The 25044-nt window shown below is 67.4% G+C and carries 27 protein-coding genes, 1 tRNA gene and 1 pseudogene; 12 read left to right on the forward strand and 17 right to left on the reverse strand.

Annotated features, from left to right (window positions below; translation table 11 throughout):
- The first annotated feature begins 23 nt into the window (after nucleotides 1-23).
- Nucleotides 24-1073, forward strand: coding sequence for an aromatic ring-hydroxylating dioxygenase subunit alpha (locus tag KQ310_RS05905; protein ID WP_259720838.1), 1050 nt, complete (start codon nucleotides 24-26; stop codon nucleotides 1071-1073).
- A 15-nt stretch (nucleotides 1074-1088) separates the two neighbouring features.
- The gene (locus KQ310_RS05910) at nucleotides 1089-1550 is read left to right on the forward strand and encodes a VOC family protein (protein ID WP_259720839.1); all 462 of its coding nucleotides are present in this window, start codon (nucleotides 1089-1091) and stop codon (nucleotides 1548-1550) included.
- On the opposite strand, the gene KQ310_RS05915 is transcribed toward KQ310_RS05910, so the two are convergent.
- Genes KQ310_RS05915 through KQ310_RS05935 form a run of 5 tightly spaced genes read right to left on the reverse strand, consistent with a single transcriptional unit; the run spans nucleotide 1523 to nucleotide 6521 of the window.
- Nucleotides 1523-2734, reverse strand: a complete 1212-nt coding sequence (locus KQ310_RS05915; RefSeq protein WP_259720840.1) for an MFS transporter — start codon at nucleotides 2732-2734, stop codon at nucleotides 1523-1525. The two genes, KQ310_RS05910 and KQ310_RS05915, sit on opposite strands and share 28 nt — an antisense overlap.
- Nucleotides 2731-3705, reverse strand: coding sequence for an alpha/beta fold hydrolase (locus tag KQ310_RS05920; protein ID WP_259720841.1), 975 nt, complete (start codon nucleotides 3703-3705; stop codon nucleotides 2731-2733). Before KQ310_RS05920 ends, KQ310_RS05915 begins: the two co-directional genes overlap by 4 nt.
- On the reverse strand, nucleotides 3702-4409 hold the full coding sequence (locus tag KQ310_RS05925) for an ATP-binding cassette domain-containing protein (protein ID WP_259720842.1): 708 nt from the start codon (nucleotides 4407-4409) through the stop codon (nucleotides 3702-3704). The genes KQ310_RS05920 and KQ310_RS05925 overlap by 4 nt, the downstream gene beginning before the upstream one ends.
- A 4-nt stretch (nucleotides 4410-4413) precedes the next feature.
- Entirely contained in the window at nucleotides 4414-5604 is a 1191-nt protein-coding gene (gene devC / locus KQ310_RS05930; RefSeq protein ID WP_259720843.1) for an ABC transporter permease DevC, read from the reverse strand.
- Entirely contained in the window at nucleotides 5601-6521 is a 921-nt protein-coding gene (locus KQ310_RS05935; protein ID WP_259720844.1) for an HlyD family efflux transporter periplasmic adaptor subunit, read from the reverse strand. Before KQ310_RS05935 ends, devC begins: the two co-directional genes overlap by 4 nt.
- A gap of 72 nt (nucleotides 6522-6593) precedes the next feature.
- Here KQ310_RS05935 and KQ310_RS05940 point away from each other — a divergent pair, with 72 nt between their 5' ends.
- Together KQ310_RS05940 and KQ310_RS05945 are read left to right on the forward strand one after the other, a co-directional pair.
- Complete coding sequence (locus KQ310_RS05940) at nucleotides 6594-7112, forward strand: cyclic nucleotide-binding domain-containing protein (RefSeq protein WP_259720845.1); 519 nt, start codon at nucleotides 6594-6596, stop codon at nucleotides 7110-7112.
- Between the two features lie 33 nt (nucleotides 7113-7145).
- A complete protein-coding gene (locus tag KQ310_RS05945; RefSeq protein WP_259720846.1) occupies nucleotides 7146-7325 on the forward strand; it encodes a hypothetical protein in 180 nt (59 codons plus the stop codon).
- A gap of 211 nt (nucleotides 7326-7536) precedes the next feature.
- Here the strand turns inward: KQ310_RS05945 and KQ310_RS05950 are convergent, their stop codons facing one another.
- Together KQ310_RS05950 and KQ310_RS05955 are read right to left on the reverse strand one after the other, a co-directional pair.
- Nucleotides 7537-7965, reverse strand: a complete 429-nt coding sequence (locus tag KQ310_RS05950) for an RNA-binding protein (RefSeq protein ID WP_259720847.1) — start codon at nucleotides 7963-7965, stop codon at nucleotides 7537-7539.
- A gap of 78 nt (nucleotides 7966-8043) precedes the next feature.
- Nucleotides 8044-9408: a CCA tRNA nucleotidyltransferase gene (locus tag KQ310_RS05955; protein ID WP_259720848.1), complete on the reverse strand. Its 1365-nt coding sequence runs from the start codon at nucleotides 9406-9408 to the stop codon at nucleotides 8044-8046.
- Between KQ310_RS05955 and KQ310_RS05960 the strand changes: the two genes are divergently transcribed.
- From KQ310_RS05960 to KQ310_RS05970, 3 genes are all read left to right on the forward strand, one after another.
- Nucleotides 9407-9658, forward strand: coding sequence for a Ycf34 family protein (locus KQ310_RS05960; RefSeq protein ID WP_259720849.1), 252 nt, complete (start codon nucleotides 9407-9409; stop codon nucleotides 9656-9658). The two genes, KQ310_RS05955 and KQ310_RS05960, sit on opposite strands and share 2 nt — an antisense overlap.
- Nucleotides 9655-10356 carry a tRNA (adenosine(37)-N6)-threonylcarbamoyltransferase complex dimerization subunit type 1 TsaB gene (tsaB, locus tag KQ310_RS05965; protein WP_259720850.1) on the forward strand — a complete coding sequence of 234 codons (702 nt, stop codon included), beginning with the start codon at nucleotides 9655-9657 and terminating at the stop codon, nucleotides 10354-10356. The genes KQ310_RS05960 and tsaB overlap by 4 nt, the downstream gene beginning before the upstream one ends.
- Nucleotides 10357-10601: 245 nt before the next feature.
- A complete protein-coding gene (locus KQ310_RS05970) occupies nucleotides 10602-11099 on the forward strand; it encodes a YdcF family protein (protein ID WP_399237768.1) in 498 nt (165 codons plus the stop codon).
- On the opposite strand, the gene KQ310_RS05975 is transcribed toward KQ310_RS05970, so the two are convergent.
- From KQ310_RS05975 to rpaB, 5 genes are all read right to left on the reverse strand, one after another.
- The gene (locus KQ310_RS05975; RefSeq protein WP_259720851.1) at nucleotides 11029-11880 is read right to left on the reverse strand and encodes a 1-acyl-sn-glycerol-3-phosphate acyltransferase; all 852 of its coding nucleotides are present in this window, start codon (nucleotides 11878-11880) and stop codon (nucleotides 11029-11031) included. The two genes, KQ310_RS05970 and KQ310_RS05975, sit on opposite strands and share 71 nt — an antisense overlap.
- Nucleotides 11877-12776, reverse strand: a complete 900-nt coding sequence (fabD, locus tag KQ310_RS05980) for an ACP S-malonyltransferase (protein WP_259720852.1) — start codon at nucleotides 12774-12776, stop codon at nucleotides 11877-11879. Before fabD ends, KQ310_RS05975 begins: the two co-directional genes overlap by 4 nt.
- A 115-nt stretch (nucleotides 12777-12891) precedes the next feature.
- Nucleotides 12892-13884 (reverse strand): beta-ketoacyl-ACP synthase III, encoded by a 993-nt coding sequence (locus KQ310_RS05985; RefSeq protein WP_259720869.1) that lies wholly within the window; start codon nucleotides 13882-13884, stop codon nucleotides 12892-12894.
- Nucleotides 13885-13984: 100 nt separating this feature from the next.
- A complete protein-coding gene (gene plsX / locus KQ310_RS05990) occupies nucleotides 13985-15394 on the reverse strand; it encodes a phosphate acyltransferase PlsX (protein ID WP_259720870.1) in 1410 nt (469 codons plus the stop codon).
- On the reverse strand, nucleotides 15375-16121 hold the full coding sequence (gene rpaB / locus KQ310_RS05995) for a response regulator transcription factor RpaB (RefSeq protein WP_259720853.1): 747 nt from the start codon (nucleotides 16119-16121) through the stop codon (nucleotides 15375-15377). The genes plsX and rpaB overlap by 20 nt, the downstream gene beginning before the upstream one ends.
- Nucleotides 16122-16263: 142 nt before the next feature.
- Here rpaB and radA point away from each other — a divergent pair, with 142 nt between their 5' ends.
- On the forward strand, nucleotides 16264-17751 hold the full coding sequence (gene radA, locus KQ310_RS06000) for a DNA repair protein RadA (protein WP_259720871.1): 1488 nt from the start codon (nucleotides 16264-16266) through the stop codon (nucleotides 17749-17751).
- Between the two features lie 30 nt (nucleotides 17752-17781).
- Here the strand turns inward: radA and KQ310_RS06005 are convergent, their stop codons facing one another.
- Nucleotides 17782-18303 carry a photosystem I assembly protein Ycf3 gene (locus tag KQ310_RS06005; RefSeq protein ID WP_259720854.1) on the reverse strand — a complete coding sequence of 174 codons (522 nt, stop codon included), beginning with the start codon at nucleotides 18301-18303 and terminating at the stop codon, nucleotides 17782-17784.
- A 112-nt stretch (nucleotides 18304-18415) separates the two neighbouring features.
- Here KQ310_RS06005 and KQ310_RS06010 point away from each other — a divergent pair, with 112 nt between their 5' ends.
- The 3 genes from KQ310_RS06010 to KQ310_RS06020 are packed head-to-tail and all read left to right on the forward strand — an operon-like array spanning nucleotide 18416 to nucleotide 22492.
- Nucleotides 18416-20842, forward strand: a complete 2427-nt coding sequence (locus KQ310_RS06010; RefSeq protein WP_399237757.1) for a heavy metal translocating P-type ATPase — start codon at nucleotides 18416-18418, stop codon at nucleotides 20840-20842.
- A 44-nt stretch (nucleotides 20843-20886) separates the two neighbouring features.
- Complete coding sequence (gene tmk, locus KQ310_RS06015; protein WP_259720855.1) at nucleotides 20887-21528, forward strand: dTMP kinase; 642 nt, start codon at nucleotides 20887-20889, stop codon at nucleotides 21526-21528.
- On the forward strand, nucleotides 21521-22492 hold the full coding sequence (locus KQ310_RS06020; protein ID WP_259720856.1) for a DNA polymerase III subunit delta': 972 nt from the start codon (nucleotides 21521-21523) through the stop codon (nucleotides 22490-22492). Before tmk ends, KQ310_RS06020 begins: the two co-directional genes overlap by 8 nt.
- 32 nt (nucleotides 22493-22524) lie before the next feature.
- On the opposite strand, the gene KQ310_RS06025 is transcribed toward KQ310_RS06020, so the two are convergent.
- The 4 genes from KQ310_RS06025 to KQ310_RS06040 all read right to left on the reverse strand — a co-directional run bounded on the left by KQ310_RS06025 (nucleotide 22525) and on the right by KQ310_RS06040 (nucleotide 24726).
- Nucleotides 22525-23304 carry a response regulator transcription factor gene (locus KQ310_RS06025; RefSeq protein WP_259720857.1) on the reverse strand — a complete coding sequence of 260 codons (780 nt, stop codon included), beginning with the start codon at nucleotides 23302-23304 and terminating at the stop codon, nucleotides 22525-22527.
- A 326-nt stretch (nucleotides 23305-23630) separates the two neighbouring features.
- Nucleotides 23631-23702: transfer RNA gene (locus KQ310_RS06030), tRNA-Asn, on the reverse strand.
- A gap of 16 nt (nucleotides 23703-23718) precedes the next feature.
- Nucleotides 23719-24432 carry an ABC transporter ATP-binding protein gene (locus KQ310_RS06035; protein ID WP_259720858.1) on the reverse strand — a complete coding sequence of 238 codons (714 nt, stop codon included), beginning with the start codon at nucleotides 24430-24432 and terminating at the stop codon, nucleotides 23719-23721.
- A gap of 30 nt (nucleotides 24433-24462) precedes the next feature.
- On the reverse strand, nucleotides 24463-24726 hold the full coding sequence (locus KQ310_RS06040) for a hypothetical protein (protein ID WP_259720859.1): 264 nt from the start codon (nucleotides 24724-24726) through the stop codon (nucleotides 24463-24465).
- Nucleotides 24727-24880: 154 nt separating this feature from the next.
- Here KQ310_RS06040 and KQ310_RS06045 point away from each other — a divergent pair.
- Nucleotides 24881-25044, forward strand: a pseudogene (locus KQ310_RS06045) (photosystem II D2 protein (photosystem q(a) protein)); the annotation flags it as partial.

Consider the following 25044-nt stretch of genomic DNA (forward strand, 5'->3'; position numbering starts at 1 on the left):
CATTTGTTCCGGCCTTTCCTCCCATGAACCTCACCCAGACCTGGTACGCCGTTGCCCTGGCATCGTCGCTGGGGCCGCAGGACCCGATCGGGATCACCTTGCACGGCTGCCCCATCGTGATCTGGCGGGGGAGTGACGGCGGGCTGCTCGCCGCCGAAGACCGCTGCCCCCACAAAGGGGCTGCCCTCAGCCGTGGCTGCGTGGTGGACAACCAGCTGCGTTGCGGCTATCACGGCTGGACGTTTGATCCGGCCGGGCATTGTCTGGAGATCCCCGCCAATAAGCCCGGTGTGGCAATTCCGAAGCGGGCCAGAATCCGCATGATGCCCTGCCAAGAGGCCCATGGTTTTCTGTGGCTCTGGTGGGACCCCCAGGGTGCTCATCATGCGCCTGAGCCACCACCACTGCCTGCGGTGAGCCATGTGCCGGAGACCGGCGACTCCGGCTGGCGCCAACTGGAGGGCGAAGCGGTGTGGACAGCCCATTGGGTGAGGATTCTGGAGGGTTTCCTGGATCTCACCCATGTGCCCTACGTGCACAAGAGCACTTTCGGTGGCGCCGCGGCGAATGAGCTCTACACCAGTGAGGAGATCGTGGCTGGGGACAGCCTCTACGCCCTGATCGATACGCCCCGCGATCAGAACTACCGCTCCGATCAGGCCAGCAATCCCTTCCTGCGGCTCTGGGGATCCCTGCGCAACCAGGAGGGCGAATCCAACCCATCGGGGGTTCAGCATCTTCACCTCTGGATGGCGAATCTGCTGCTGATCCGGGTGGAATTCCGCGACTTCATGATTTACCTCTGCCTGGTGCCGGTGCCGCTCGGCGATGGTCGCTCCCACCTGCTCTGGCGCCATTTCCGCTCCTTCCTCAAGAGCCCGCTGGCGGACGGCAATGCCCTCAAGCGGGTCAAGCGTTTTCTGGGGGAAGACAAGTTGATTCTGGAATCGATGCAACCCTTCGAGCCCGATCTCGATGGGCGCGAGGATCTGTTGCTGGCCAGTGATTCTCTGACTCTTGCGTTGCGCAAGTTGTTGCGGGCCAAGCGCGAAGCTAACCTCATCCTCGACTGACGCACGCAATCGGTGATGGCTGATTCCTCTGGCGATCCAGCGACTGGCGATATCCCGGCTGACGATCCTGTGATCGCCATCGAAGCCTTCGATCATGTGGCGCTCACCGTCTCTGATCCGGCGCGGTCGATGTGCTGGTATCAAGAGATGTTCGGCTTCCGTGAGGCCCACATGGAAGGGCTCAAGGTGGGGCCTCCGTTCATTCTGCGGGTGGTGGGGGAGTCGTATCTCAACCTGTTTCCGCCGGATCCAGGCAGCACCCAGCCGGTGCCGGGCCATGACGTGCTGGCCATGCGGCATCTCGCCTTCCGGATTCCCTTCGACCGGATGGAGTCGATCGAGCAGCAGCTGCGCGACAAGGGGCTGGCAGTGTCATCGTTTTTTTATGGGCCCCGGTGCCGCTCGATCTTTGTGAGCGATCCCGATGGGCACCAGATCGAACTGATCGGCTACGGCGAGGGTGTGTTTGTGGGCTGAAACTGGATTGGCCGGGCGCGTGACTTGGTGACGATCAGCAAGGCTGCGGCAGCGAACACTACGGCCGCCTGTAGATGAAACGTGAGGCTGTAGCCGGCATCGTTGTACAGCCGGCCGGCCGCCAAGGGCCCCAGCAAACTGGTGAGGCTGACGCAGGATTGGGTGATGCCGCCGAGCAGACCCTGCTGGCTCTCATCCACCGCCGTGGAGAGCAGGGTACGAAGTCCTGGAGTGCTGAGGCCCACGCCGGTGGCGAAGAACAACTGGGTCAGGTAGAGCCAGTGACCTTCGCGAATCGCCGACACCCCCATCAGGGCCACGGCCACCAGGATCAGCCCCAGCTCAGCCAGCCGCCGCGCGGGGTAGAGCCGCAGCAGACGGGGCAGCAGGCCGCCCTGCACCACAGCTGCGATCACGCCCACGAAGCAGAGCAACAGGCCTGAGGCCTGCGGTCCCCAGTCGAAGCGCAACCGGGCATCGACCACAAAGATGCCGGTGAACGAGGAAAAGCCCAGATAGAAGAGGAAGTACACCAGCAGCATGGTGCGCAGCTCGGCGGATTCGCGGCTCCACCAGCGCAACGGCTGACGCAGCGGAGCCGTTTGCGCCTCGCTCTCCGTCCCGAATGCCGCCTGGGTTTCCGGCAGGAAGCGCAGCACCAGCACCAGATTGATCAGGGTGAGGACGGCCGCCACCAGGAAGGGCGCCCGTGGGTTGAAGGAACCGATCAGTCCACCAAGGGCAGGGCCGAACACAAACCCCATGCCCAGGGCCGCACCGAGCGCACCGAAACTGACCGTTCGGGCCTGGGGCGTCTCATTCCGGTCGGCCACCATCGCCTGGGCCAGGGCGAACACGGCGGCGCTGCCGCCCTTGATCGCCTGGAACAGCATCAGCAGGGCCAGAGACGGGGAGAATCCCGACCCCAGTAGAGCCAGGCTCCCCACGCCGATCGAGGCCGCCATCAGCGGCTTGCGGCCGTAGCGATCGGAGGCGCGACCGATCAGAGGCGCCCCCACCAGCTGACAACCCGCATAGAGCGCGGTGACCTGGGTCACGGTGATGGCATTGAGGCTGCCGGTGAGCTTGGCCACCAGGAAGGGCAACACCGGTGCCAGCAGGCCGAAGGAGCCGGTATCGACGGCCACGATCAGGCAGAGAATCAGCAGGGCACGCCGATTCATGCCGCCTCCTGGGAGAGAGCCTGCAGCAGCAGTGGATTGACCTGTTCGGGAGCCTCATCGTGGGGGCAATGGCCCAGGCCGGGGAGCACATGCAGGTCCTTGACGCAGGCGAACTGCTCCCAGCGCCGGGCTTCGGCGACCGGTTCCCAGGGATCGGCCTCGCCCCACACCATCCGCACGGGGGTGGACAAGGTCGCGAGCAGATCCGGCGCGAGGTGATCGTTGAACAGGTTGATGAAACCGCGAAAGGCCTCGTCTGCGCCGCGCTGCTGGGTGGGGCCCAGCAGCACCGCCACCAGCTGGTCGTCGATGTTGGCACCGCTGGGATAGGCCTGCTCCAGCACCTTGCGGATCACGCCGGCGCGGCTGAGTTGCCGAAACAGCCAGCGGGTCAGCCAGCGTTGCCGCACCAGGCTCTTGAGCAGCGGACGCCCATAGCGGCGCAGGGGCGGCTGATCCGCCAGACGCTTGTCATCCAGGGCACGCTGGGCGCAGTCGACCAGCAGCACCTGGCGGGCTGGACACCCGTCCTGCTCCAGCAGGGAGGCGCAGCGCAGGGCCACCACGCCGCCTATCGAGTTGCCCACCAGGGTGACGGGAGCGCGCACCACCTCGCGGATGAAGGCGGACACCTGCTGCGCCCAGAGCTCGATGCCGTAGACGCAATCGCCGGCCTCGGGGGGTTCCTCAGCGAGACGGGAGCTCGGCTTGCCACTGCTGCCGAAACCGAGCAGATCGATGGCGTAGACGTCATGATGAATGGCCAGGGCAGCCAGGTTGTGGCGCCAGTGCTCCTTGCAGGCGCCGAAGCCATGCACCAGCACCACCGCCGGGCGATCCCGGGCTCCCCCAGCCGGAGAATCATCCACGGCCTGATCAGGATCGCTGGACCGGCAGACCACGTAACTCACAGGCTGACCCTGCCACTGCCACTCGGCCTGCCAGGCCGCTGGATAGGGACTGTCGCTCATGCCGCCTGCTCCGGTTGCCATGGATAAACCCGTCCGTCCTCGATCCGCCAGATTCTGTCGGCGTCGTTGAGCAGGCGCAGATCATGGGTCACCAGCAGCACGGCGCTCTGCCGTCGCCGGCACAGCGACCCCAGCAGTTCCACCACATCGCGGCCGGACTGGCTGTCGAGGGAGGCCGTCGGCTCGTCCGCCAGGATCAGTTCCGGTTCCGGCGCCAAGGCGCGGGCAATCGCCACCCGTTGGCGCTGCCCTCCAGAGAGTTCGTCGGGATAGTGGTGCAGCCGGTGCCCGAGTCCCACCGCTTCGAGCAGCTCGATCGCCCGTTCTTCGCGGCGGCGTCCGTTGCGCTCGCTCAGCTGCAGCACCAGCTGCACGTTCTGAAGCACGGTGAGTGAGGCGACAAGGTTGTGGCTCTGAAAGATGAACCCGATCCGGCGCCGCACCGCCTTCAGGGCCGGTTCGCTGGCCCCCTGCAGCTCCTGGCCCAGCACCTGCAGGGATCCCTCCTGCACCGAGCGCAACGCTCCGACCAGGGTGAGCAGGGTGCTCTTGCCGCTGCCGGAAGGCCCCACCAACAGGGTGATCTCGCCGGCTTTCACCTCAAAATCAAGGCCATGCAGGATCTGGCTGCGCAGTTCGCCTTCGCCATAACTGTGGCGCAAGGCGCTGGTCACGATCACAGAGCTGCCCACGGAATCTCCCATCGATTCAGAACACCGAAGCCGGGTCTGCATCCGCGAGCTTGCGGATAGCGATAGCTGCCGAAGCCGCGCACACCCCAAGCGTGAGCGAGCCGACCAGCAGGGTCTTGTCGGGGGTCATTTCAATGCGGATACCAGAGGCGGAGGTGAGGAAGGCATACATGCCGGTGCTGACAATCGTGGCCGGGATAAAGGCCGACACCGCCAGGATGATGGCCTCCTGGACCACAATGAACAGCAGAAACAGATCGCTGAAGCCCATGGCCTTCAAGGTGGCGTATTCCTTGAGGTGGTCGGTCACGTCGGTGTAGAGCACCTGATAGACCACCACGCCACCGACAAGGATGCCCATGATCGTGCCGAAGCCAAAGATGATGCCGAAGGAGGAGGAGGTGTTCCAGTACTCGCGCTCCTGAGTAATCAGTTCCTGTTTGGTGAGCACGTTCAGCTCGCGTCCCAGCCGCTCCTTGAGGAAGGCCTGCACCGGCAGCAGCTGATCGGGATTCTGGAGACGCAGCACACCCAGGGAGATTTCACCTTGGTTGATCTGGCGGAAAGCCAGGTTGATGGCGGTACTGTCGCTGCTGATCAGGTTGCTGTCGGCGGCAAAGGTGGAGCCCAGCTTGAACAGCCCCACGATCCGGAAGGTCTTGGAGAAGTCCGACAGCAGCATCTCCTGGGTCCCGTTGGCCTTGACCGCCGGGGTGATCGGACCGGTGTTGCGGTTGCCCCGGGTGTCGAACAGCACGTAGTTGGGGGTTTTGAGCAGATCCTGCTGTTCCAGCACCGGCTCGATGTTGAGCAGGCGGCTGTCTGGATCGAAGCCGATCAGGCGCAGGCTGGTGGGTTTGACGCCGTCGAGCCGTTGGGCATTGACATTGGCCACATAGACGGGAATCACCTGTTTGACTCCCTCGACGCCGAGGGAGTCGTAAAGCAGGGACTGGGGGAACTGCTGGAAGCTGCCGCTGTTGAGCGTGCCGGGGCTGATCAGGATGAGGTCGCCATCGATGGCCTCGTAGAAGGTGGTGGCACTGTTGAGCAGACCCGACTGAAAGCCAAGCTGCATGTACATCAACAGTGCGGCAAAACCAATGCCTGTGACGGCCACCAGATAGCGGATCGGTTGGCGCTTGAGCTGCAGCCAGGCCAGGGGCAGATCCGTGCGGATGCTCCTCGACGGCAGGGAGTCGCTCATGAGTCGGGGAAACGCACCAGCACATTGAGCCCGCTGAGACGCTTGACCCGGTCGCGGTCGGCGGGGTCGAGGTCAAGTTTCACCAGCACCACCCGGGCATTGACATCGTTGTTGCCGGTGGTGGCAAACAGATCACGGGCCGAAACCTGGCGAATGATCGAGACGAGCCGAGCCGGAATGGTGCCGCTGAATCCTCCGGTTTCCGCCTTGACCTGGGCGGCCTGTCCGATGCGGAGTCGATTGACGTCTGTCTGGAAAACCTGAGCCCACACCTGCATGCGGTCAGCCCGACCGATCAGGGCGAGCCCGTCATCGGTTTCCTTCATGCCTGGCCAACTGTAAATCCGGATCAGCAGACCATCCATCGGCGATCGAACTTCCGCCGTATCCAGCTGGGTTCGTGAAAGGCTGAGGGCGGCCTTGGCGGTGTTGATGTCAGCCGTCTTGCTGATCACGTTGGCCTGGACTTCACCAAGCTCCTGCTCGGATATTCCGCCGTCATTAAAGAGCTCGCGGGCGCGGGACTGACTGAACTTGAGACTGGGCAACAGCGCCCTGGCCGCATTCAGATTCGCCTCAGCCTGCCTGAGGCTCGCCTGGAGCTGATCCCAACTGCTCAGCCGCACCAGCACCTCCCCTTTGCGGATCGGCTCACCCTCCCGCGCAAACCACTGCTGTACCACTTCGCTGCCGCCGACACTGCCTGAAGGGATGGCGAGATTCACGAGACCACCCTCGGGGGTCAGGCGACCCAGGGCGGTCACATCCTGCCGGAGGGGAGCCTGGGGAGGCGGCTCAGGCTTTGGCTTCAGCACTGACCAGCCAACAGCCAGCAGCCCCAGGGCGGCGGCGCCGATCAGCACCCGCCGATGTCGCTCCCACCACGGCTGGACCGCTTTCGGTCCGGATGCACTCATGACCAGCGGCAGGTGGCGGCATCTTAAGGGTAGTTGGCCCTAGGATGGAGCTCGGTTTGGAGGTCCGGTTGAGTGCAGCGCATCAGTATTCCGGCAGGTGAATACGTGTATCGCCAGGACGAACCTAGCGACGCCATGTATTTAGTGCGCTCTGGAAAGATCGAGCTCACCACGCTGTATCCAGAGACCGGCGAAGCCGTCAATGTCAAGCATGGACCGGGTCACATCTTCGGCGAAATCGAACTGATCGACTCCCGGGCTCGCAGCGCCAACGCCAGAGCCGCTGCCGCGGCAGATCTGGTCCGTTTCGAACGAGATGAACTGCTGGAGCTGTTGTTCAAGAATCCAGAAAAAAGTCTGCTGCTTGGCAAGAGCACCTACGAACGACTGAGAGAACTCTTCAACGACGTCACTCTGGATTCGGAGCTTGCTCGCCTACGCGAGGAGATGAAGCTCGCCATTCAGAACGCCGTTGTGTCTCACGAGCAGCGTGTGGTTCGCAGCCACAACGGCATGCTGGCGATCGCAGCCCCGGTCGTGGTGATGGTGCTGCTGGCAGTTGGCGCCTACTGGTTCTTCCACCGCGCCTGATCAGCTGTTCTCTTACTGTTTCGCTGTTTTCCCATGGCCATGAAAGAGGTCGATCCTGCCGAAAAGGATGCCGCCTTTACGAAATTCCGTTCCGAGATCGATCAGGAGGTGGACAAGGGCATTGACCACCACGAAGCCTCGATGACCAAGATGGGGTTTCTGTTCCTCTCCATCTTTATCGGTGTGATCGCGCTGGCCGCTCTGCTTCCCTGATCCTGGGCCTGTGAAGACAAGCTCGGAAGTAACTTCCACACTGCCCCAAGCAAAAACCGCAGAGCCGGAGCCATGAAGGCATCGGTTCTGCGGTCAACGGAGCTCAGACTTGCGGATTTCGAGCTAAGGCCAGTTCTATCTCCAGCGGTTGAGCTGACCGCAGTTCAGACTGCGGTCAGTGCAGACTGCGGGCAATTCCGAGTGCCGCAGTTCAGACAGCAGCCGTCTGTTTGCCGAGAAGATCCTTCAGCTTCGAGAGCTCGCCGGCCCAACGGGGATCGGGAGCTTCGGCGTCGACGCTGTCGGCGTGAACCACCTTGTTGATCGCCTTGCGGGCGGCGGCAGGAGCTGCTCCAACGCGGCTGCCGGCAGCCGCGTTAGTGGGGCGGGCGTCACGACGCTCAGAGATCTCGATGCGCAGGGTGCTGCCGCCGAACTCCTTGCCGTTGAGCTGCTCGATCAGGGCATCGGCCAGCTTCGGGTCATCGACGTTGGCGAAGCCGAAGCCGCGGCTGGCGCCGCTGTCGCGGTCGGTGACCGACTTGAAACGAATCCCCTTGCCAACGTTCGCCAGCAGAGCGTCGAGCTCTTTGGCATCAAAAGTTTCCGGCAGATTGCCGATGTAGAGACGAACGCTCATGGGGAGAGAGGGGGATAGGGGAAAGCTTCAGCAGGCGAGGAGAAACCTCTGGTACACGCCTTTGCATTTCAAAGTTAATCATGTCGCCGGTCCGGCTCCCGACGACCTTGCTCTGCTGCCTTGCTCAGCAGCCTCGGGCTGCTGCCACCAATGGCGCGCCAACTCGATGATCGGGTCAGCTGCCGCGGCGGCCCGCAGCTCTGATCCACTGCTGCCCTGTTGTGGCAGTTGTGCTGGTTGTGGCAGTCGCTGGTAGGCCCTTTCGCGGGTGAGAAAGGCCAGCAACTCCCCCAGCCGTGGCCCAGCGCGGATCGCCAGCCGCTCCTGCAACTGGCGCCCATCGATCGGCGGGCGGGGATGGAACAGGGGATCGTGCGGGTCGTGCCAGCGCTCCATGGCCTGGCGAGCCGTGGCCTCAGGCAGGAGCAGCAGCAGCGCCGGCAGCACCCCCTCCAGCTCCTGGTGCAGGCAGAGGCGTTCAGGTTCTTCCAGGGTCTCCAGGCAGCCGCAGCCCTCCTGGGCACCGCAGGCCTCCAAGGCGATGCGCCAGCGATTCAGACGCTCACAGCGCTGCTGCAGCCGTCGACTGCCATGCAGCCGCTCCACAGCCCTGCCATCCAGCAGGGCCGCCAGCCGCGCCAGGGGCAGGGCCCAGTCCCGTTCCTCCCGGTTCAAACCCCGTGCGAGAGCGTCTGCTTCATCCAGGCCCGCGAGCCTGGCCGCGCCCGCTGAATCGGCTTGCCAGGGTTGCAGCAACTGCAGCTCCAGCGCAGTGATCAGGCCTCTATGGCCGGCCGGTGCTGCCGCCAGCTTCTCCAGTTCCGCCAGAACCCGCTCGCTCGCCACGGCGGCCAGGCGGTGATGGTGGGCCGCCAGCCAGTGGCGGGTGGTGGCGGCCAGGCGAAAGTCCAGCTCTGCCGCCAGCCGCACCCCCCGCAGCAGACGCAGCGGATCATCCAGCAGGTTGGCCTCGCTCACGGCCACCAGTTGCCGTTGACGCAGATCCGCCAGGCCCCCGGTCGGATCCAACAGAGAGGCGCCGGCTTCCAGCGGCAGAGCGATGGCATTGATCGTGTAGTCGCGTCGGTGCAGATCGCTGGCCAGGTCGGTGCCGCAGCGGCGGGCCAGGTCCACCGTCCAGCCCCGCAGCACCAGGCGGGCGATGCTGCGCTGCTCGTCCAGCACCACGCAGCTGCCGCCGTGGCGGCGGGCCAGGCGGCGGCAGAGCTCGATCGCGTCCTCCGCAACCACCAGATCGAGATCGGGACGATCCGCCAGCCGATCCAGCAGCCCATCCCGCACCGCACCGCCGACAAGGGCGGCATCGGCCGGAAGATGGTCCAGCGAGAGCGGCCACTGGTCCACGGCCAGCCGCTGGCGCAGCTGCGCCGCCGCATCAGCCGCTTCGGCCAGAATGCTTGTTGGATCAGGTCCGTGCAACATGTGCATCTGTGTGGATTGCCACTGGGTGGACCGCTGCCAGGCCTACCACGCAGTCGAGCGGCAGCATGGCGTGCCCCACCTCAGCGCCGCCCCGGACATCCGGCCCCAGCAGCCACGCATTCACGTGCAGGTGCGGGACCTCGAGGGTGGAGGGGTGGGGGTGGAGTGGGACGTGCGCGGATGTGACAGTTTCCAGGCGGAGCCGGGGCGTTGGCATCGGTTGCGGCCGGGCGAGAAGCTGCCCGCATGAGTGAGCCCTCTCCCTCCCACGATCCGTCGCCGGCCACGGTGCTGCAGGCTTCCAGGGGCACCGTTCCCTGGGTCCTGGCCCTGCACAGCAGCAGCGATACCTTTGGCGTGGCGGCCCAGCCCCTGGGGGGTGCCGGGCCGCTGCAGTCCCGAGCCTTTCCCCTGGGGCGCTCGCTCTCCAATCAACTGCTGAAGTGTGTGGAGGCGGTGCTGCCGGCCAGCCAGTGGTCACGGCTGGCGCGCCTGGCCGTGGCGACAGGTCCTGGTGGTTTCACCGGCACGCGGCTGTCGGTGGTGCTGGCCCGCACCCTGGCCCAGCAGCTGGCGGTGCCCCTGGATGGCGTCGGCAGCTTCGCCTTGATCGCCCAACGCCTGCTGGCCGCCGCGGCGGCACCCGCGGCTGGTTCGTTCTGGCTGGTGCAGGAGCTGCCGCGCCGCGGCCTGGTGGCGGGCCTCTATGCCGCCGATCCCATCCAGACCGCTGGCGTGATCGAACGGCTGACCCCACGCCTCTACGGCAAGTCTGAGCAGCTGGCTGAGCTGGCGCCGGCGGCGCCGCTGCTACCGGCAGTGCCGGTTCTTCCCGCCGATGCCGAGCTGCTGCTGGCCCGCTGCCAGGCGGCGGCGGCGGCCGATCGGCCCGCTCCCTGGCAACCGGTGCTGCCGCTGTATCCCACCAGCCCGGTGGAGGGGCTCTGATGGCGGCAACCCCCAGCGACCCTCCGCCCTCCCGGCGCCGCCGCCCCTCCCGCCGATCGGCAGGGCCACCGCCCCGCAGCGCCGGTCCACTCCCAGCGCCCACGGGCCGGCCGGTGCCCCAACAGCCGCGCCGACGCTCTCCGGCCCGGCGGGGACTGGGCCGGCTGGTGCTGCCGCTGGTGCTGGGCAGCGGCCTGCTCTGGCTGTCCCGCGGCTGGTGGTGGCCGGCGCCACCGCAGCCGCAGATGATCCTGGTGCTGGGCGGCGATGCGGACCGCGAGCAGGTCGCGGCCCGTCTGGCCCGCCGCGATGGACTGCCGGTGGTGGTGAGCGGCGGCACCAATCCCGAATATGCCCATTGGCTGTTCGAACAACGGGAGGGGTTGCCGCGGGATCGGGTTCAGCTCGACTACCGCGCCCGCGACACCCTCTCCAACTTCACCTCCCTGGTGGATGACCTGCGTCGCTCACGCATCCGTCACGCTCTGCTGGTCACCAGCAGCGACCACATGGACCGAGCTCTGCTGGTGGGCCGGATCGTGGCCGGCAGCCGTGGCATCCAGCTCACTCCCGTGGCGGTGCCCTGCGGCAACCAATGCCGTCCCGAGGGCCGCAGCAAGGTCTGGGGCGATGGGCTACGGGCGGCGCTCTGGGTGGTGAGCGGCCATGACATCAGGGGCTGGGCGGCAGACCATCTGAGTCCCTGGCTGGAGCGAGCTGGGGGGAGGCTGGAGCGCCGCTGAGCAGGCCCTGATCGAGCAGAGCATTGATCTGCTCCTGGCAGGCCCGGGTGGTGGCGTCCAGATCAGGGCGGCGGCGCGAAGCCGGTGGCGGAATCGGCGTGCCGATGCGGATGTGGATCGGCACCAGGCGCATGCGCTGCTTGCCGGTCCCGAGCGCCCGGTGGCTGTTCACAATCGCCACCGGCAGCAGCGGCACGCCAGCCCGGGCGGCCAGCAGGGCGGCACCGGGCTGGGGCACATTGACCCGCCCATCCGCTTGACGGGTGCCATCCAGAAACACCCCCGTAGCCCAGCCCTGCAGCAACCGGTCGGTGGCGGTGCGGATCGCTTCGCGGTCGCTGGCGCCACGGGCCACCGGGTAGGCACCACAGGCCCGGATGATCGGTCCCAGCAGGGGCACCCGGAACAACTCGGCTTTCGCCATGAAGGCCACGGGACGGCCCAGGGCATGGCCCAGCAGCGGCGGGTCGAGATGGGAGCCGTGGTTGGCCACCACCACCAGCGCCCCCTCCAGGGGCACGTTGGTGTTGCCGGCGGTGCGGCCGCGGAACAGCAGCCTGTAGATCGGGAACACCAGCAGATAGCTGATCAGCCGATAGGTGAGGCTGGGCTTCGGGGTGCTGAGCAGTGCCGGGGGCTCGGCCGGCTTGCGCCGCCGCCGCAGGACCCGCTTCACCGCCTGGACGGAGCGGGATCCGGGGCGGTTACCGCTGACGGGCCGCTCTTGCTCGTCGGCTTCGTTGCCTTGCCGAGGTCCGGAGGGTGGGGTTGGGATGCTCATAGGCCCAGGTCAGCGGCGGAAGCGATCTGGCTGGTGGTGATGCCACTGCAGCTGCGCTTGATCAGGCCGCTGAGCACGTTGCCCGGGCCGATTTCCACGGTGGTGCTGATCGCCTCGGCCACGAAGCAGTCCATGGTTTCGCGCCAGCGCACGCCGGTCGTCATCTGGCTGGTGAGCCGCGCCTTGAGCACCTCTCCCCGGACTTCCGGCGTGGGATCGGTGTTGCTGAGCACCGGGATCGTGGCATCGGCGAACGGCAGGGCGTCCAGCTCAGCGGCGAAGGCCTCGGCCGCAGCGGCCATGAAGGGGGAGTGGAAGGCACCACTCACTGCCAGCGGGATGGCGCGCTTGCACTGCAGCGCTCCGCAGACCACAGCCACGGCCTCGGGGCTGCCGGAGAGCACAACCTGGGCGCTGCTGTTGTCGTTGGCGATCACCACTCCATCGGTGGCGGCCACCAGGTCGTTGAGCTGGCTGCGATCGAAGCCCATCACCGCGGTCATGGCGCCGCCCCTTGCCGCCGCCATCAGCACACTCCGCTTCAGGATGAGCACCAACGCCGTATGGGCATCCAGGACCCCGGCGGCATAGAGGCCAACGAATTCACCAAGACTGTGCCCAGCGACCAACTGGGCTGTGCGTCCCTGGCGCCTGAGCTCGTCTACCAGAAGGCTTTCGACGACGAACAGGGCCAGCTGGGTGTTGCGGGTTCGGTTCAGGTCTCCGAGCACTCCATAGCAGCTCTCCTCCTGGCCCTGACAGATCGCCAGCAGGTCGCGGCCCAGCAGCTCCGAGGCCTGCCCGAAGCGCTCGCGGGCGCCGGCCAGATCCAGAACCCCTTCGGCCATCCCCACCTTCTGGGAACCCTGGCCAGGAAACACCCAGGCAATACCCATGCCGTTGCTGCGCGTGCGATCGGCTGGAGATTACGGCGGTGCTGTTCAGAGAGAACCAAACCAGGGCTGCCGCCTGCAAGCGAGCCGTAGCGTCGTGACCCCGCGTTGCCCCGGCTCAGCCCTGGGGACCGCTCCAGCGAAGCAGGGCCCCGCCCCAGCTGAGACCGGCACCGAAGCCACTGCTGGCCAGCCGGTGACCGGGCTTGACGCGACCGTCGCGCACGGCTTCATCGAGCATCAGAGGAATCGTGGCGGCCGAGGTGTTGCCATAGCTGGCCAGGTTGCTGAGCACCCGTTCCGGTGGCACCTTGAAGCGCTCGGCCACCGCATCGAGAATGCGCTGGTTGGCCTGATGCAGCAGCAGCCAGTCGAGCTGGTCGGCCTCGGTGCCGCAGGCCTCCAGCACCTCAGCCAACACGGCGGGCACTTCCCGCACGGCGAACTTATAGACCTCCTGGCCGTTCATCTGGATCGGCGCGAAGCCGCCGCGCTGGGCCGAAAGATTGCCGAGCAGGGCCTGGCGTTGATCGGTCTGGGCGAGGGTGAGGCAGGCGTTGCGGCTGCCGTCGGAGCGCATGCGGAAGCCCAGCAGACCGTTGGCGTCGGCGTCGCAGGCCTCCACGGCCACGGCTGCGGCCCCATCCCCGAACAGCACGCAGGTGCGGCGGTCATCCCAGTCCACCCAGCGGCTGAGCTGGTCAGCGCCGATCACCAGGGCCCGGCGCACGCTGCCGCCGGCGATGTACTGGGCCGCGGTGATCAGGGCGAAGAGGAAGCCACTGCAGGCGGCGGTGAGATCGAAGGCCACGGCATTGCGAGCGCCCAGGCAGGCCTGGATGCGGGGAGCGGTGCCGAACAGGTCGTCGGGACTGGAGGTGGCCAGCAGGATCAGATCCAGGCTCTCCGGGCTCCAGCCGGCATGGGCGAGGGCCCGGCTGCAGGCTTCGGCGGCGAGGCTGGTGAGGGTTTCGTCAGGGCCAGCGACCCGCCGGGCACCGATGCCAGTGCGGGAGCGGATCCAGTCGTCATTGGTGTCGACCCGCTCGCTCAGCTCGGCATTGCTGACGCTGGCGGCGGGCAGGGCACTGCCGCAGCCCACGAGGGCCATACCCGGGCGCTCCGCTGGGCGGCCCAGGCCATCCGCTGACATGCCCAGGGATTCACCGCTTGCCCCGAACGCCACGTGATCAGACCACGATTGGGCTCAGTCAATCACAGGCCGCTGCCGCTGTTGCTTCTGCCTGCGCCTGGCTGGCGCCCAGGGCGTGCAGGTCGTCCATGACGCCGTGGCTGGCGGCTGAATGGGCCAGTCGCAGGGCACTCAGCACCGAGAGGGCCTTGCTGCTGCCATGGCCGATCACACAGACCCCATCCACGCCCAGCAGAAGGGCACCGCCGTGCTCGGCATGGTCGAGGCGCTTCTTGATGCGCACCAGGTTGCTGCGCAGGAAGGCTGAACCCAGCTTGCCGCGGCGTCCGCGGGGCAGTTCGGCGCGGAGCACATCCAGCAGCACGCTGCCCACCGATTCGAGGAACTTCAGCAGCACGTTGCCGGTGAAGCCGTCGCAGACCACCACGTCGAAGTCGCCGGAGAGGATGTCCCGCCCCTCGCAGTTGCCGGCGAACACAAAGCGCTCGTCGCCGGCCAGCAGCGGATAGGTGCGCAGGCAGAGATCGTTGCCCTTGCACTCCTCTTCGCCGATGTTCACCAGGCCGACCCGGGGGCGGGCCACCTGCAGCACGTCACGGCTGTAGATGTTGCCGAGCAGGGCGAACTGGTGCAGCCATTCGGGCTTGCAGTCCATGTTGGCGCCCACGTCCAGCACCAGCACCTGCTGGCTCGGGTCCTTGGTAGGGAACAGGGCGCCGATGGCGGGGCGATCGATGCCCTTGAGCCTGCCGAGCCGGAAGATCGCCGAGGCCATCACAGCGCCGGAGTTGCCGGCGGAATACACGGCGGTGGCCTCGCCGCGCTTGACCAGATCCATGGCCAGGTTGATGCTGGCGTCGCGCTTGCGTCGCACCACCGTGGCTTCCTCATGCATGCCCACGGAGGGGCCACTGGGCACCAGCTCGATCAGGCCCCGCTGCGTGGCGATGGCGAGAGCGTCCTGCAGCCCCAGCTCAGCCACAGCCCGCTGCAGGGGCTCGCTCTCTGCCACGAAGCGCACCCGCAGAGGCAGCAGCTCCACGGCACTGAGGCAGCCCTCGAGGATCGGGCCGGGGGCCTCATCGCCGCCCATGCCATCCACCGCCACCCAGAGGCGATCGGCATCGGCGATCTCGACCCCACCGCCCGCCTGACCCTGCTGCAGCCGCCGCAGGGGGTCGAACACCAGAGGGGTGAGCACCGTGCCCGCCACGGTTCCGGCACCGGATACCACGGAGCCGGCCATGGTTCCCGCCATCGAGCCGGCAGCCCCCGCCACGTTGCCGGCCACGCCCACCACGGACCCAGCCACGTTGCCGGCGGCGGTGGCCGTGCCGACCACGCGGGTCACCGTCGCGTTGCGCCGATACCAGACCACCAGGCGACGGATCGCCCGGCTGGGCTTGGCTCGGCTGGTTCGAGGCCGCTGGGGGCCGGGAACCGTGTTGTCAGCTTCCTTCGGGGGCAACGGCGTCAACGATGCGCTGGAACAGATACCCGGTGCCCCGTGCCGTGAGGATCAGCTCGGGATTGGCGGGATCATCTTCCAGTTTGGAGCGCAGCCGGGAGATGTGGACATCCACCACGCGGGTATCCACGTGACGCTCCGGGGTGTAGCCCCATACCTCCTTGAGGATCTCGCCGCGGCTGAACGGCTCCCCCGAGCGGCTCACCAGCAGCTCCAGCAGGCTGAACTCCATGCCGGTGAGCCGAATGCGCTCATCGCCCCGGTACACCTGCCGCTTATTGGTGTCGATGCGCAGCTCGCCCACCTGGATCACCCCCGAGTTGGGGATGCCTGCCACCGCTTCCTTCTCGACACGCCGCAGCACACAGCGGATGCGCGCTTCCAGCTCCTTGGGGCTGAACGGCTTGACCACGTAGTCGTCGGCGCCGAGTTCGAGGCCGGTGATGCGGTCGGCCACGTCACCGAGGGCCGTGAGCATCACGATCGGCACGTCCGATTCCTTGCGCAGCTCCTGGCAGACGCCATAGCCATCCAGCTTCGGCATCATCACGTCCAGTACCACCAGATCGGGTGTGACGCGACGGAAGCTTTCCAGGGCCTCGATGCCGTCACAGGCGGTGATCACCTGATAGCCGATCATCGACAGGCGGGTCTCCAGGATCCGTCGGATGCTGGCCTCGTCATCGACGACGAGGATGGTTTCCTTGGCGGGGGACGAAGCCGTCATCGCACCGTCACCACAACCGTCATCACAGAGGCACTCGCCATTGAGCGGCATCTACATCCGATCAGCCCTACTGAAAAGGCCCGAGGCCCGCTCCGTTCACTGAAAGCCACCATTCGTCACAGATCGAGTTGAAGCGATGGCCCTGGGGCGCCCGTCCACCCATTACGTCTGCAGCAGTTGCGGCGCCCAGACCCGCCAGTTCTTCGGCCGTTGCGCGGCCTGCGGCAGCTGGAACACCCTGGTGGAACAGGCGGTACCGGCGGCTGATTCGCGGCGGCGCCGGCCCGTGTCCCGCTCCGGTGGCGCCCTTGCCGGCCGCAGTTCGGCCGAAGACTGGAATGGGGCGGCTGGAGAGGCTGCCGCCACCGGCCGGCCGCGGCGTTCGGAACCGATTGATGCGGTGGGTGAACGGCCCCTGCAGCGGCTGAGCAGCGGCTACGCCGAACTCGACCGGGTGCTCGGTGGTGGCCTGGTGCCGGGATCGCTGGTGCTGCTGGGGGGCGATCCCGGCATCGGCAAATCCACCCTGCTGCTGCAGAGCGCCCGGGCGATGGCGGAACGCTGCTCGGTGCTCTACGTCAGCGCCGAGGAATCGGCCCAGCAGGTGAAGCTGCGCTGGCGCCGCCTGGCCGAGCTGGAGGGTGCCACTGATCAGGCCGACCGGAACGCGCTACAGCTCCTCTCGGAAACCGACCTGGAGATGGTCTTGCAGGAGCTGGAGGCACTGCGGCCGGCGGTGGCGATCATCGACAGCATCCAGGCCCTGCACGACGCCGAACTCAGCAGCGCCCCGGGGTCGGTCGCGCAGGTGCGCGAGTGTGCCGCGGCTCTGGCCCGCATCGCCAAGCGCCAGGACACGGCCCTGCTGCTGGTGGGCCATGTGACCAAGGAGGGCATGCTGGCGGGGCCCAAGGTGCTGGAGCACCTGGTCGATGCCGTGCTCACGTTTGAGGGGGACCGCTTCGCCAGCCACCGGCTGCTGCGCGCCGTGAAGAACCGCTTCGGCGCCACCCACGAGCTCGGCGTTTTCGAGATGCAGGGCCGCGGCCTGGCGGAGGTGAGCAACCCCAGTGAACTGTTCCTCGGCAGCCAGGAGCCCAGCTCCGGCACCGCCACGATCGTGGCCTGTGAAGGCACCCGCTCCCTGGTGGTCGAACTGCAGGCCCTGGTGAGCACCACCAGCTACGCCAGCCCGCGCCGCACCGCCACCGGCATCGGCACCAATCGCCTCCATCAGATCCTGGCGGTCCTGGAGAAGCACCTCTCCCTGCCGCTGTCGCGCTTCGACTGCTACCTGGCCGTGGCCGGAGGCCTCGAGGTGGAGGAGCCGGCGGCGGATCTGGGGGTCGCCGCCGCGGTGGTGGCCAGCTTCCGCGACCTCACCCTGCCGCCTGGAACCGTGCTGATCGGTGAGCTGGGCCTGGGCGGCCAGCTGCGACCCGTGGGCCAGCTGGAGTTGCGGCTGCAGGAAGCGGCCCGCCTCGGTTTCCGCCGGGCGGTGGTACCCAAGGCTGGCGGCCTCGGGGGGCTGGCGGCCGGGCTGGATCTGCAGCTGCTGGAGGCCGGCAACGTGGCCGAGGCGCTGGTGGCGGCCCTGGGGTCGCACCCCAGCCAGGAGGAGCCGTTCTGAGGGTCGCGGGTCTGAGGGTCCTGCTGGGACTCAGAAGTACACGTCCACGTTGCTGCGACCGGACGACTTCAGCCAGTTCTCGATGTCCAGGTAGCCGCCGGGGTAGAGCCGCACCGCCTTGCCCCAGTAATCAGCAGCCTGATCGAGCCAACGGTCTGCGGCGTCCTGATCGCCGGCTTCCGCCGCCAGACGGCCCCACTTCTCATAGATCAGACCCATGTTCTTGAGACAGGAGGGGGAGTTGGGGTTGGCGTCGAGCGACTGGCGGTAGTACTCGAGGGACTTCTCCTCCTCGCCGTTGCTCATGAAAATGATCGCCATGTTCTTGAAGATCTCACCCCGATCCACGGAGTTCTCCTCGAGCTTGAGGGCTTCCTCGTAATTATCCAGGGCCTCGGCGTAGTCGCCGTCGTTCTGGGCCGAGAGGCCATCGCGGTAGTACACATAGGCCTCCTTGGCCTTGGGATCGATCGGCATCAGCTTCACGATCAGATCGGCCATCACCGTGAAGCTCTTGTCGATGAAGTTGTCGTTGCGCTGGCTGCGGGGCACGAGCGGGTCCTGATCGTCTTGCCACCATCCTGCCTGGTTTCGCTGACGGCCCGGCGCTTCGGCCCAGGGCTGCCGGGTGGGCTGCCTAGCCTGGCTGCACTGCCTCTGGATCGTGAGCGATCGGTCTATCTCGACCAGCGCCCCTGCAGCGTCTGGCTCTCCGTACGGGGCGGAATCGCCCACCCTTGAGCCGCTGCTGTTGCAGGTGGAGGGGATGAAGTGTGGCGGCTGCGTGCGGGCTGTGGAGCGCCGCCTGCTGGAGCAGCCGGGCGTGTGCCAGGCCAGCGTCAACCTGCTCACCCGTACGGCCTGGGTGGGATTGGCTCCAGGCGCGGCCACAGACACCCTGCCGGCGCTGCAGGCCAGCCTGCTGGGGCTGGGCTTCGAGGCCAGTCCTCGCTCCTCGATGGAGGCCCTGGATCGTCGCGGCCAGCGGGAGCAGGAGCACTGGTGGCGCCAGTGGCGGCAACTGGTGGTGGCACTGCTGCTGCTGCTGGTCTCCGGTATGGGGCACCTGGCCATGGTGGGGGGCCTGCCCGAGCGCCTCACCACCGCGGGAGCGCCGCTGGCAGCGCTGATCGAACCTGGGGTGCATGCGGTGGTGGCCACCGTTGCCCTGCTGGGGCCTGGCCGGCCGATCCTGCTGCGGGGCCTGCGGGCCGCCCTGGCCAGGATGCCCAGCATGGACACCCTGGTCGGACTGGGGGTGACCAGTGCCTACTGCGCCAGCCTGGTGGCCTATCTCAACCCCTCCAGCGGCTGGCCCTGTTTCTTCAACGAACCGGTGATGCTGCTCGGCTTCGTGCTGCTGGGCCGCTTTCTGGAGGAACGAGCCCGCCAACGCACCGGTCGGGCGATCGAGCAGTTGGCCCGTCTGCAGCCCGAAACGGCCCTGCTGCTGCTCGGCGCCGATCCCCCGCGCCCCGTGCGTGTGGGGGGGCTGCGGCCAGGCGATCGGGTGCGGATCCTGCCTGGGGATCGGGTGCCGGTGGATGGGGTGGTGCGGGACGGCACTTCGGCGGTGGATGTGTCCAGCCTCACCGGCGAGCCCCTGCCCGTTCAGGCCAAGGCAGGCACACAGCTGGATGCCGGCAGCCTCAACCTGGAGGCACCCCTGGTGCTGGAGGTGGAGCGCAGCGGCAGCGACAGCGCCATCAGCCGCATCGTCCATCTGGTCGAGCAGGCCCAGGCCCGAAAGGCCCCGATCCAGGGCCTGGCTGATCGGGTGGCGGGACGCTTCGCCGGCGTGGTGCTGCTGCTGGCGATCGGCACGCTCCTGTTCTGGTGGCAGTGGGGTGCTGCCCTGTGGCCGCAGGTTCTCCAGGCCACTTCCCATGCCGGCGCCAGCCCCCATGGGGCCCATGCCGCCCTGGGCATGGCCGCCGACACCCCCTTTGCCCTGGCCCTGCAGCTGGCGATCGCCGTGCTGGTGGTGGCCTGTCCCTGCGCCCTCGGCCTGGCGACCCCCACGGCGATCACCGTGGGCTCCGGTCTGGCGGCCAGCCGGGGCTTGCTGTTCCGCGGTGGCGATGCGATTGAGGTCGCCGCCTCTCTGCAGCAGGTGCTGTTCGACAAGACCGGCACCCTCACGCTGGGCCGGCCCCTGGTCAGCGCGGTCTGCCCGCTGAACGCCCCAGCGGATGGCGCGGCAGCGGATCGCTTGCTCCAGCTCGCCGCAAGCCTCGAACAGCACACCCGCCATCCGCTCGCCCACGCCTTGCTGCAGGAGGCCGAGCGCCGCGGACTGGCGTTGCTGCCGGTGGTCGAGGCCCGAACCCTCAGTGGCGACGGCGTCGAGGGGGTGCTCGTCACCGATGGGCAGGGCCTGCGGGTGCGGGTGGGCCGGCCCGCGTGGCTGGCCGCAGCTGGCGTGGCCATGACTGGCCTGGACCACAGCGTCCAGGCCCTGGAGCGCCAGGGGGCCAGCGTGCTGGCAGTAGCGGAGGGAAGCGTGCTGCTCGGCTTGGTGGCGGTGGAGGATCAGCCCCGCAGCGATGCCCTTGAGACCCTGGAGCAGCTGCGGCAGCAGCGGCTGCGGCTGGGTCTGCTCAGCGGAGACCGGCGATCCGCGGTCAGTCGCCTGGGCGAACGACTCGGACTGGCCGCCGAGGAACTGGCCTGGGAGCTGCGTCCGGAGCAGAAGCTGGAGCGCATTCTTGAGGCGCGCCAGCAGGGGCTGGTGGCGATGGTGGGAGACGGCATCAACGACGCTCCGGCCCTGGCCGCCGCCGATCTGGGCATCGCCGTGGGCACCGGCACCCAGATCGCGCAAGACACCGCCGATCTGGTGGTGCTGGGGGATCGGCTGAACGGGGTGGTCGAGGCCCTGACGATCGCGCACCGGACCATGGCGACCGTGCGGGCCAACCTGGCCTGGGCCTTCGGCTACAACCTGGTCGTGCTGCCGATCGCCGCCGGCGCCCTGCTGCCTGGCTTCGGCATCGTGCTGACGCCGCCGCTGGCGGCCCTGCTGATGGCGCTCAGCTCGATCACGGTGGTGGTCAACGCCCTGCTGCTCTCCCCCTACATTCGGCCTTGACCGGCAGCGCCCGACCAGCTGGGACGGGAGAGGAGGGATAGGCCATGGAGCGTGGGCGGTTCCTGGTGCTCGAGGGCATCGATGGTTGCGGCAAGACCACCCAGCTCGAGGCCCTGCGCCAGTGGCTGCCTGGCTCCGGCCTGATGGATCCGAAGGCCCGGCTGCTAGTGACCCGCGAACCGGGCGGCACGGCCCTGGGCCTGGCCCTGCGCCAACTGCTGTTGCATCCACCCGAGGATCAGACGCCCTGCAGAGAGGCCGAGCTGTTGCTCTACGCGGCCGATCGAGCCCAGCACGTGCAGCAGTGCCTGCAACCGGCCCTGGCCGCCGGCGACTGGGTGCTCAGCGATCGCTTCAGCGGCTCCACCGCCGCCTATCAGGGCTATGGGCGTGGCTTGCCCTGGGATCAGATCCTGCCGCTGGAGCGCATCGCCACCGGTGGCCTGCAGCCCGATCTCACGCTCTGGTTGGATCTGCCCCTGGCGGCGTCGCTGCGGCGACGAGGGGATCGCCCTGCAGACCGGATCGAGGCCAGCGGCGAAGCGTTTCTGGCGAGGGTGCAGGCCGGTTTCAGCCAGCTGGCGCAGGAGCGGGGCTGGTGCCGGCTGGATGCCGCTGGCTCCGCCGACCAGGTAACGGCGGCCTGCCGGGCCCTGCTGGAAAGCAGGTTCGGCCCGCATGGCTGACCTGTTCGCCGATCTGGTCGGGCAACCGCAGGCGGTGGTGCTGTTGCAGGCGGCACTGGAGCGGCGCCGCCTGGCACCGGCCTATCTGTTCGCCGGGCCGGAGGGAGTGGGTCGGAGGCTGGCGGTGCTGCGGTTTCTCGAAGGGGTCTTGGCAGGGACCGAGGGATCAGCCTCGCTGCGGCGGCGCCTGGCGCAGGGAAACCATCCCGATCTGCTCTGGGTGGAACCCACCTACCAGCACCAGGGCCAGCTCTACACGGCGGCCCAGGCACTCGAACAGGGCCTCAGCCGCCGGGCCTTGCCGCAGTTGCGGCTCGAGCAGGTGCGCGAGCTGACCCGTTTCCTGGCCCGCCGGCCGGTGGAGGCGGACCGCTGCCTGGTGGTGGTGGACACGGCCGAAGCGATGGCGGAGGGAGCCGCCAATGCCCTGCTCAAGACCCTGGAGGAGCCCGGCGACAGCCTGCTGGTGCTGATCAGTGCGGCGCCGGAGCAACTGCTCAGCACGATCCGCTCCCGTTGCCAGCAGGTGCCCTTCGCGCGGCTCTCACCGGCCCTGCTGGCCCAGGTGCTGGCCGCCCTGCCACCTACGCCACCCGCCGATCCACCGATTGCCGATCCACCGATTGCCGATCCCCCGGGACTGCTCGACCTGGCGGCCGGCTCTCCTGGAGCCCTGCTAGAGCATCGTCGCCAGTGGCAGGCGCTGCCCGCTGGTGTGGCCGAGCGGCTGCTCGACCTCAGCCCCGATCCGCTCGAGGCCCTGGCCCTGGCCAGGGATCTGACGGAGGCCCTGGATGGCGAGCAGCAACTCTGGCTGTTGGACTGGTGGCAGTGGCAGCTGTGGCATCGCCATCACCAGCCCCAGAGCCTGCGACGGCTTGAGCTCTTGCGCCGCCAGCTGCTGGCCTACGTGCAGCCTCGACTGGCCTGGGAGGTGGCGCTGCTGGAGCTGGGCCTGCGCTGACGGGTCAGCAGGGCGGGTCAGCCACGAGGCAATCAGGCCGAAGCCCGCTCCTGGCGGCGCACCTCCCGCGCCTCATTGATCAGCGCCTGAACCTGCAGCAGCTGGTCACCGATCGGCAGCTCCAGGCAGTAGCCGGCGCCATAGACGGTCTTGATGAAGCGGGGCTTGCGGGGATCCGGCTCGAGCTTGGTTCGCAGATGGCGCACGTGCACCCGAATCGTTTCGATGTCGTCGTCGGGCTCGTAGCCCCATACCTCCTTGAGGATCAGCGCCGGGGACACGGTCTGACCATGGCGCTGCAGCAGGCAGTGCAGCAGTTCGAACTCCAGATGGGTGAGCCGTACCGGCTGATCGAACCAGATCGCCTCAAACCGCTCCGGCACCAGAGTGAGGCTGCCGTAGCTGAGAATCTCGGTGTGTTTGGTCGAGAGAGGGGCACGGTCGGTGCGGCGGAGCAGCGCCTTGACCCGCACCATCAGCTCCTCAAGATCAAAGGGCTTGGTGAGGTAATCGTCGGCGCCGGAATTGAAGCCACTTACTTTGTCCTTGATGCCGCCAAGGGCCGTGAGCATCAGGATCGGGATCCGGGCGGTGCGCTCGTCGCGTCGCAACCGCTGGCAGAGGGTGACGCCATCCACCTTGGGCAACATCAGATCGAGCAGGATCACATCGGGAGTGACCTGCACGGCGAGAGCCTGGCCCTTGATGCCGTCCTCGGCGCGATGGACGTCAAAGCCGCTGTGCTCGAGATGGCCGGCCACCAGCTCACGCATGTCGCTGTCGTCTTCGATCAGCAGGATGCAGGGCTTCATGGCTGGGGCGAGGCGGAGGGGGGGTGCAGAAGGACGCTGGTCCGAGAGCCTGTCCAACGAGTCCGGAGGCGACAGCCATCCGGTCAGTGCTCGGTGCCGGCAGGCGATGGTGCGGCGTTGGATCGGACCGGCAGCGAAGGGGGCCGCCGGTCGAGGATTCGGTGGTGGATGGGTGGAAGCGGCGCCATCTTCCCAGAGAACCAGCGTCCGCAAGCGCGGCCAAGCCGCTCGCTGGCCAACAGCGCTTGCCTGAGCAAGGTCAGACACGACAGGCTGACAGCATGAAAAAAGCCGAAGCGTTCGCTTCGGCATCAGGACTAAAAAAACTCCCCGGGCGGGATTCGAACCTGCGACCAATCGGTTAACAGCCGACCGCTCTACCGCTGAGCTACCGAGGAATGGGACCCCGAGAAACTACCCCCCAGCCTTGCCCCCTTGCAAGGGGGAGAGCCGCCGGCGCAGGCTTGCGCCGCTCTGCCAGGGGCCGGCGTGACCCTGTTCCACCAGGGCAGCGCCGTCACAGGCAGCCAGTTCCTCAAGGCGATGGGTGATCCAGAGGGCTGTCAGCCTCGGCTCCGGGGCAGTGCAGAGGCCGTGGATCAGCTCCAGCACACCGCGTTGGCTGTCTGGATCCAGCAGGGCCGTGGGTTCGTCCAGCAACAACAGCTGGGCGCCGCTGGCCAGGGCGCCAGCGATGGCCAGTCGTTGCTTCTGGCCGCCGCTGAGGGTATGGATCGGCCGGGAGGCCATGCCGGCCAGCCCCACCTGCTCCAGGGCTTGCTCCACCCGCTCACTGCGCTCGCCAGGCGAGAGATCCCAGGGCAGACCCAGCTGTAGATCACTGCCACAGCTGGGCAGCAGCAATTGATGATCGGGATTCTGGAAGACCAGAGCCGTGCGTTCCGGACGCCGGATCAGCCCCCCCGAAGGCTCGAGAAGGCCAATGATCAGGCGGAGCAGTGTGCTCTTGCCACTGCCGTTACTGCCCACCAACATCCAGAGCCCCGGACGGGGAATGGCCAGCTGGCAGTTCTTCAAGGCGGTGCGGCCGTTCGGCCAGGTGAAACACAGCCGCTCGACGGTCAGGGGCGGTTCTGCCCCACTGGGGGGCTCGGCTTGGGTGAGCAACGGTGGGGCGACAGGAGAACGAGGGCGGCCTCAGCCGTCAAAACTGAAGCCCGGCCGCCGGGCACCGCCGCCCGTCGCCGACTTCTCGTACATCTGCACCGCCACCAGTTCGCTGCTCAGCAGGCTGATGCGCTTGCCCTCCTCCTTCTCGCAGTGGAGCTCAAGCAGCCGCGGCTGGCCGCTCTCGAGGGTCTGCTTCACCTCGGCATAGAGGGCTTGGGCAGCCTCCAGCTCCTTGCGCTGCACCGCGACTGGCATGGGACTCAGCTTCAGGGACAGCTCGACGACGTACACGCGCGTGGATCGGTGGGAGCCCACTCTGGCGAATCGGCAGCACCAATCGAAGAGTGAGTGCTTGTACTCATCAGGTTCTTAAGGGAAGCCAAAGCAGGCGCGATTCGCAGGCAAGACCCGTACGATGGCGTTGTAAAGCTTCGTAAAGCCCTTTATGACGATCGCTGCAGGGCGTCTGCCGCAGCGGGGATGGTTCGACGTCCTCGATGACTGGCTCAAGCGCGACCGCTTCGTTTTCGTGGGGTGGTCCGGTCTGCTGCTGTTCCCCACCGCCTACCTGGCGCTGGGCGGCTGGCTCACCGGCACCACCTTCGCCAC

This window comes from Synechococcus sp. CS-1328 (assembly GCF_025128095.1).
In the GTDB taxonomy this organism is placed as follows: Bacteria; Cyanobacteriota; Cyanobacteriia; order PCC-6307; family Cyanobiaceae; genus CBW1002.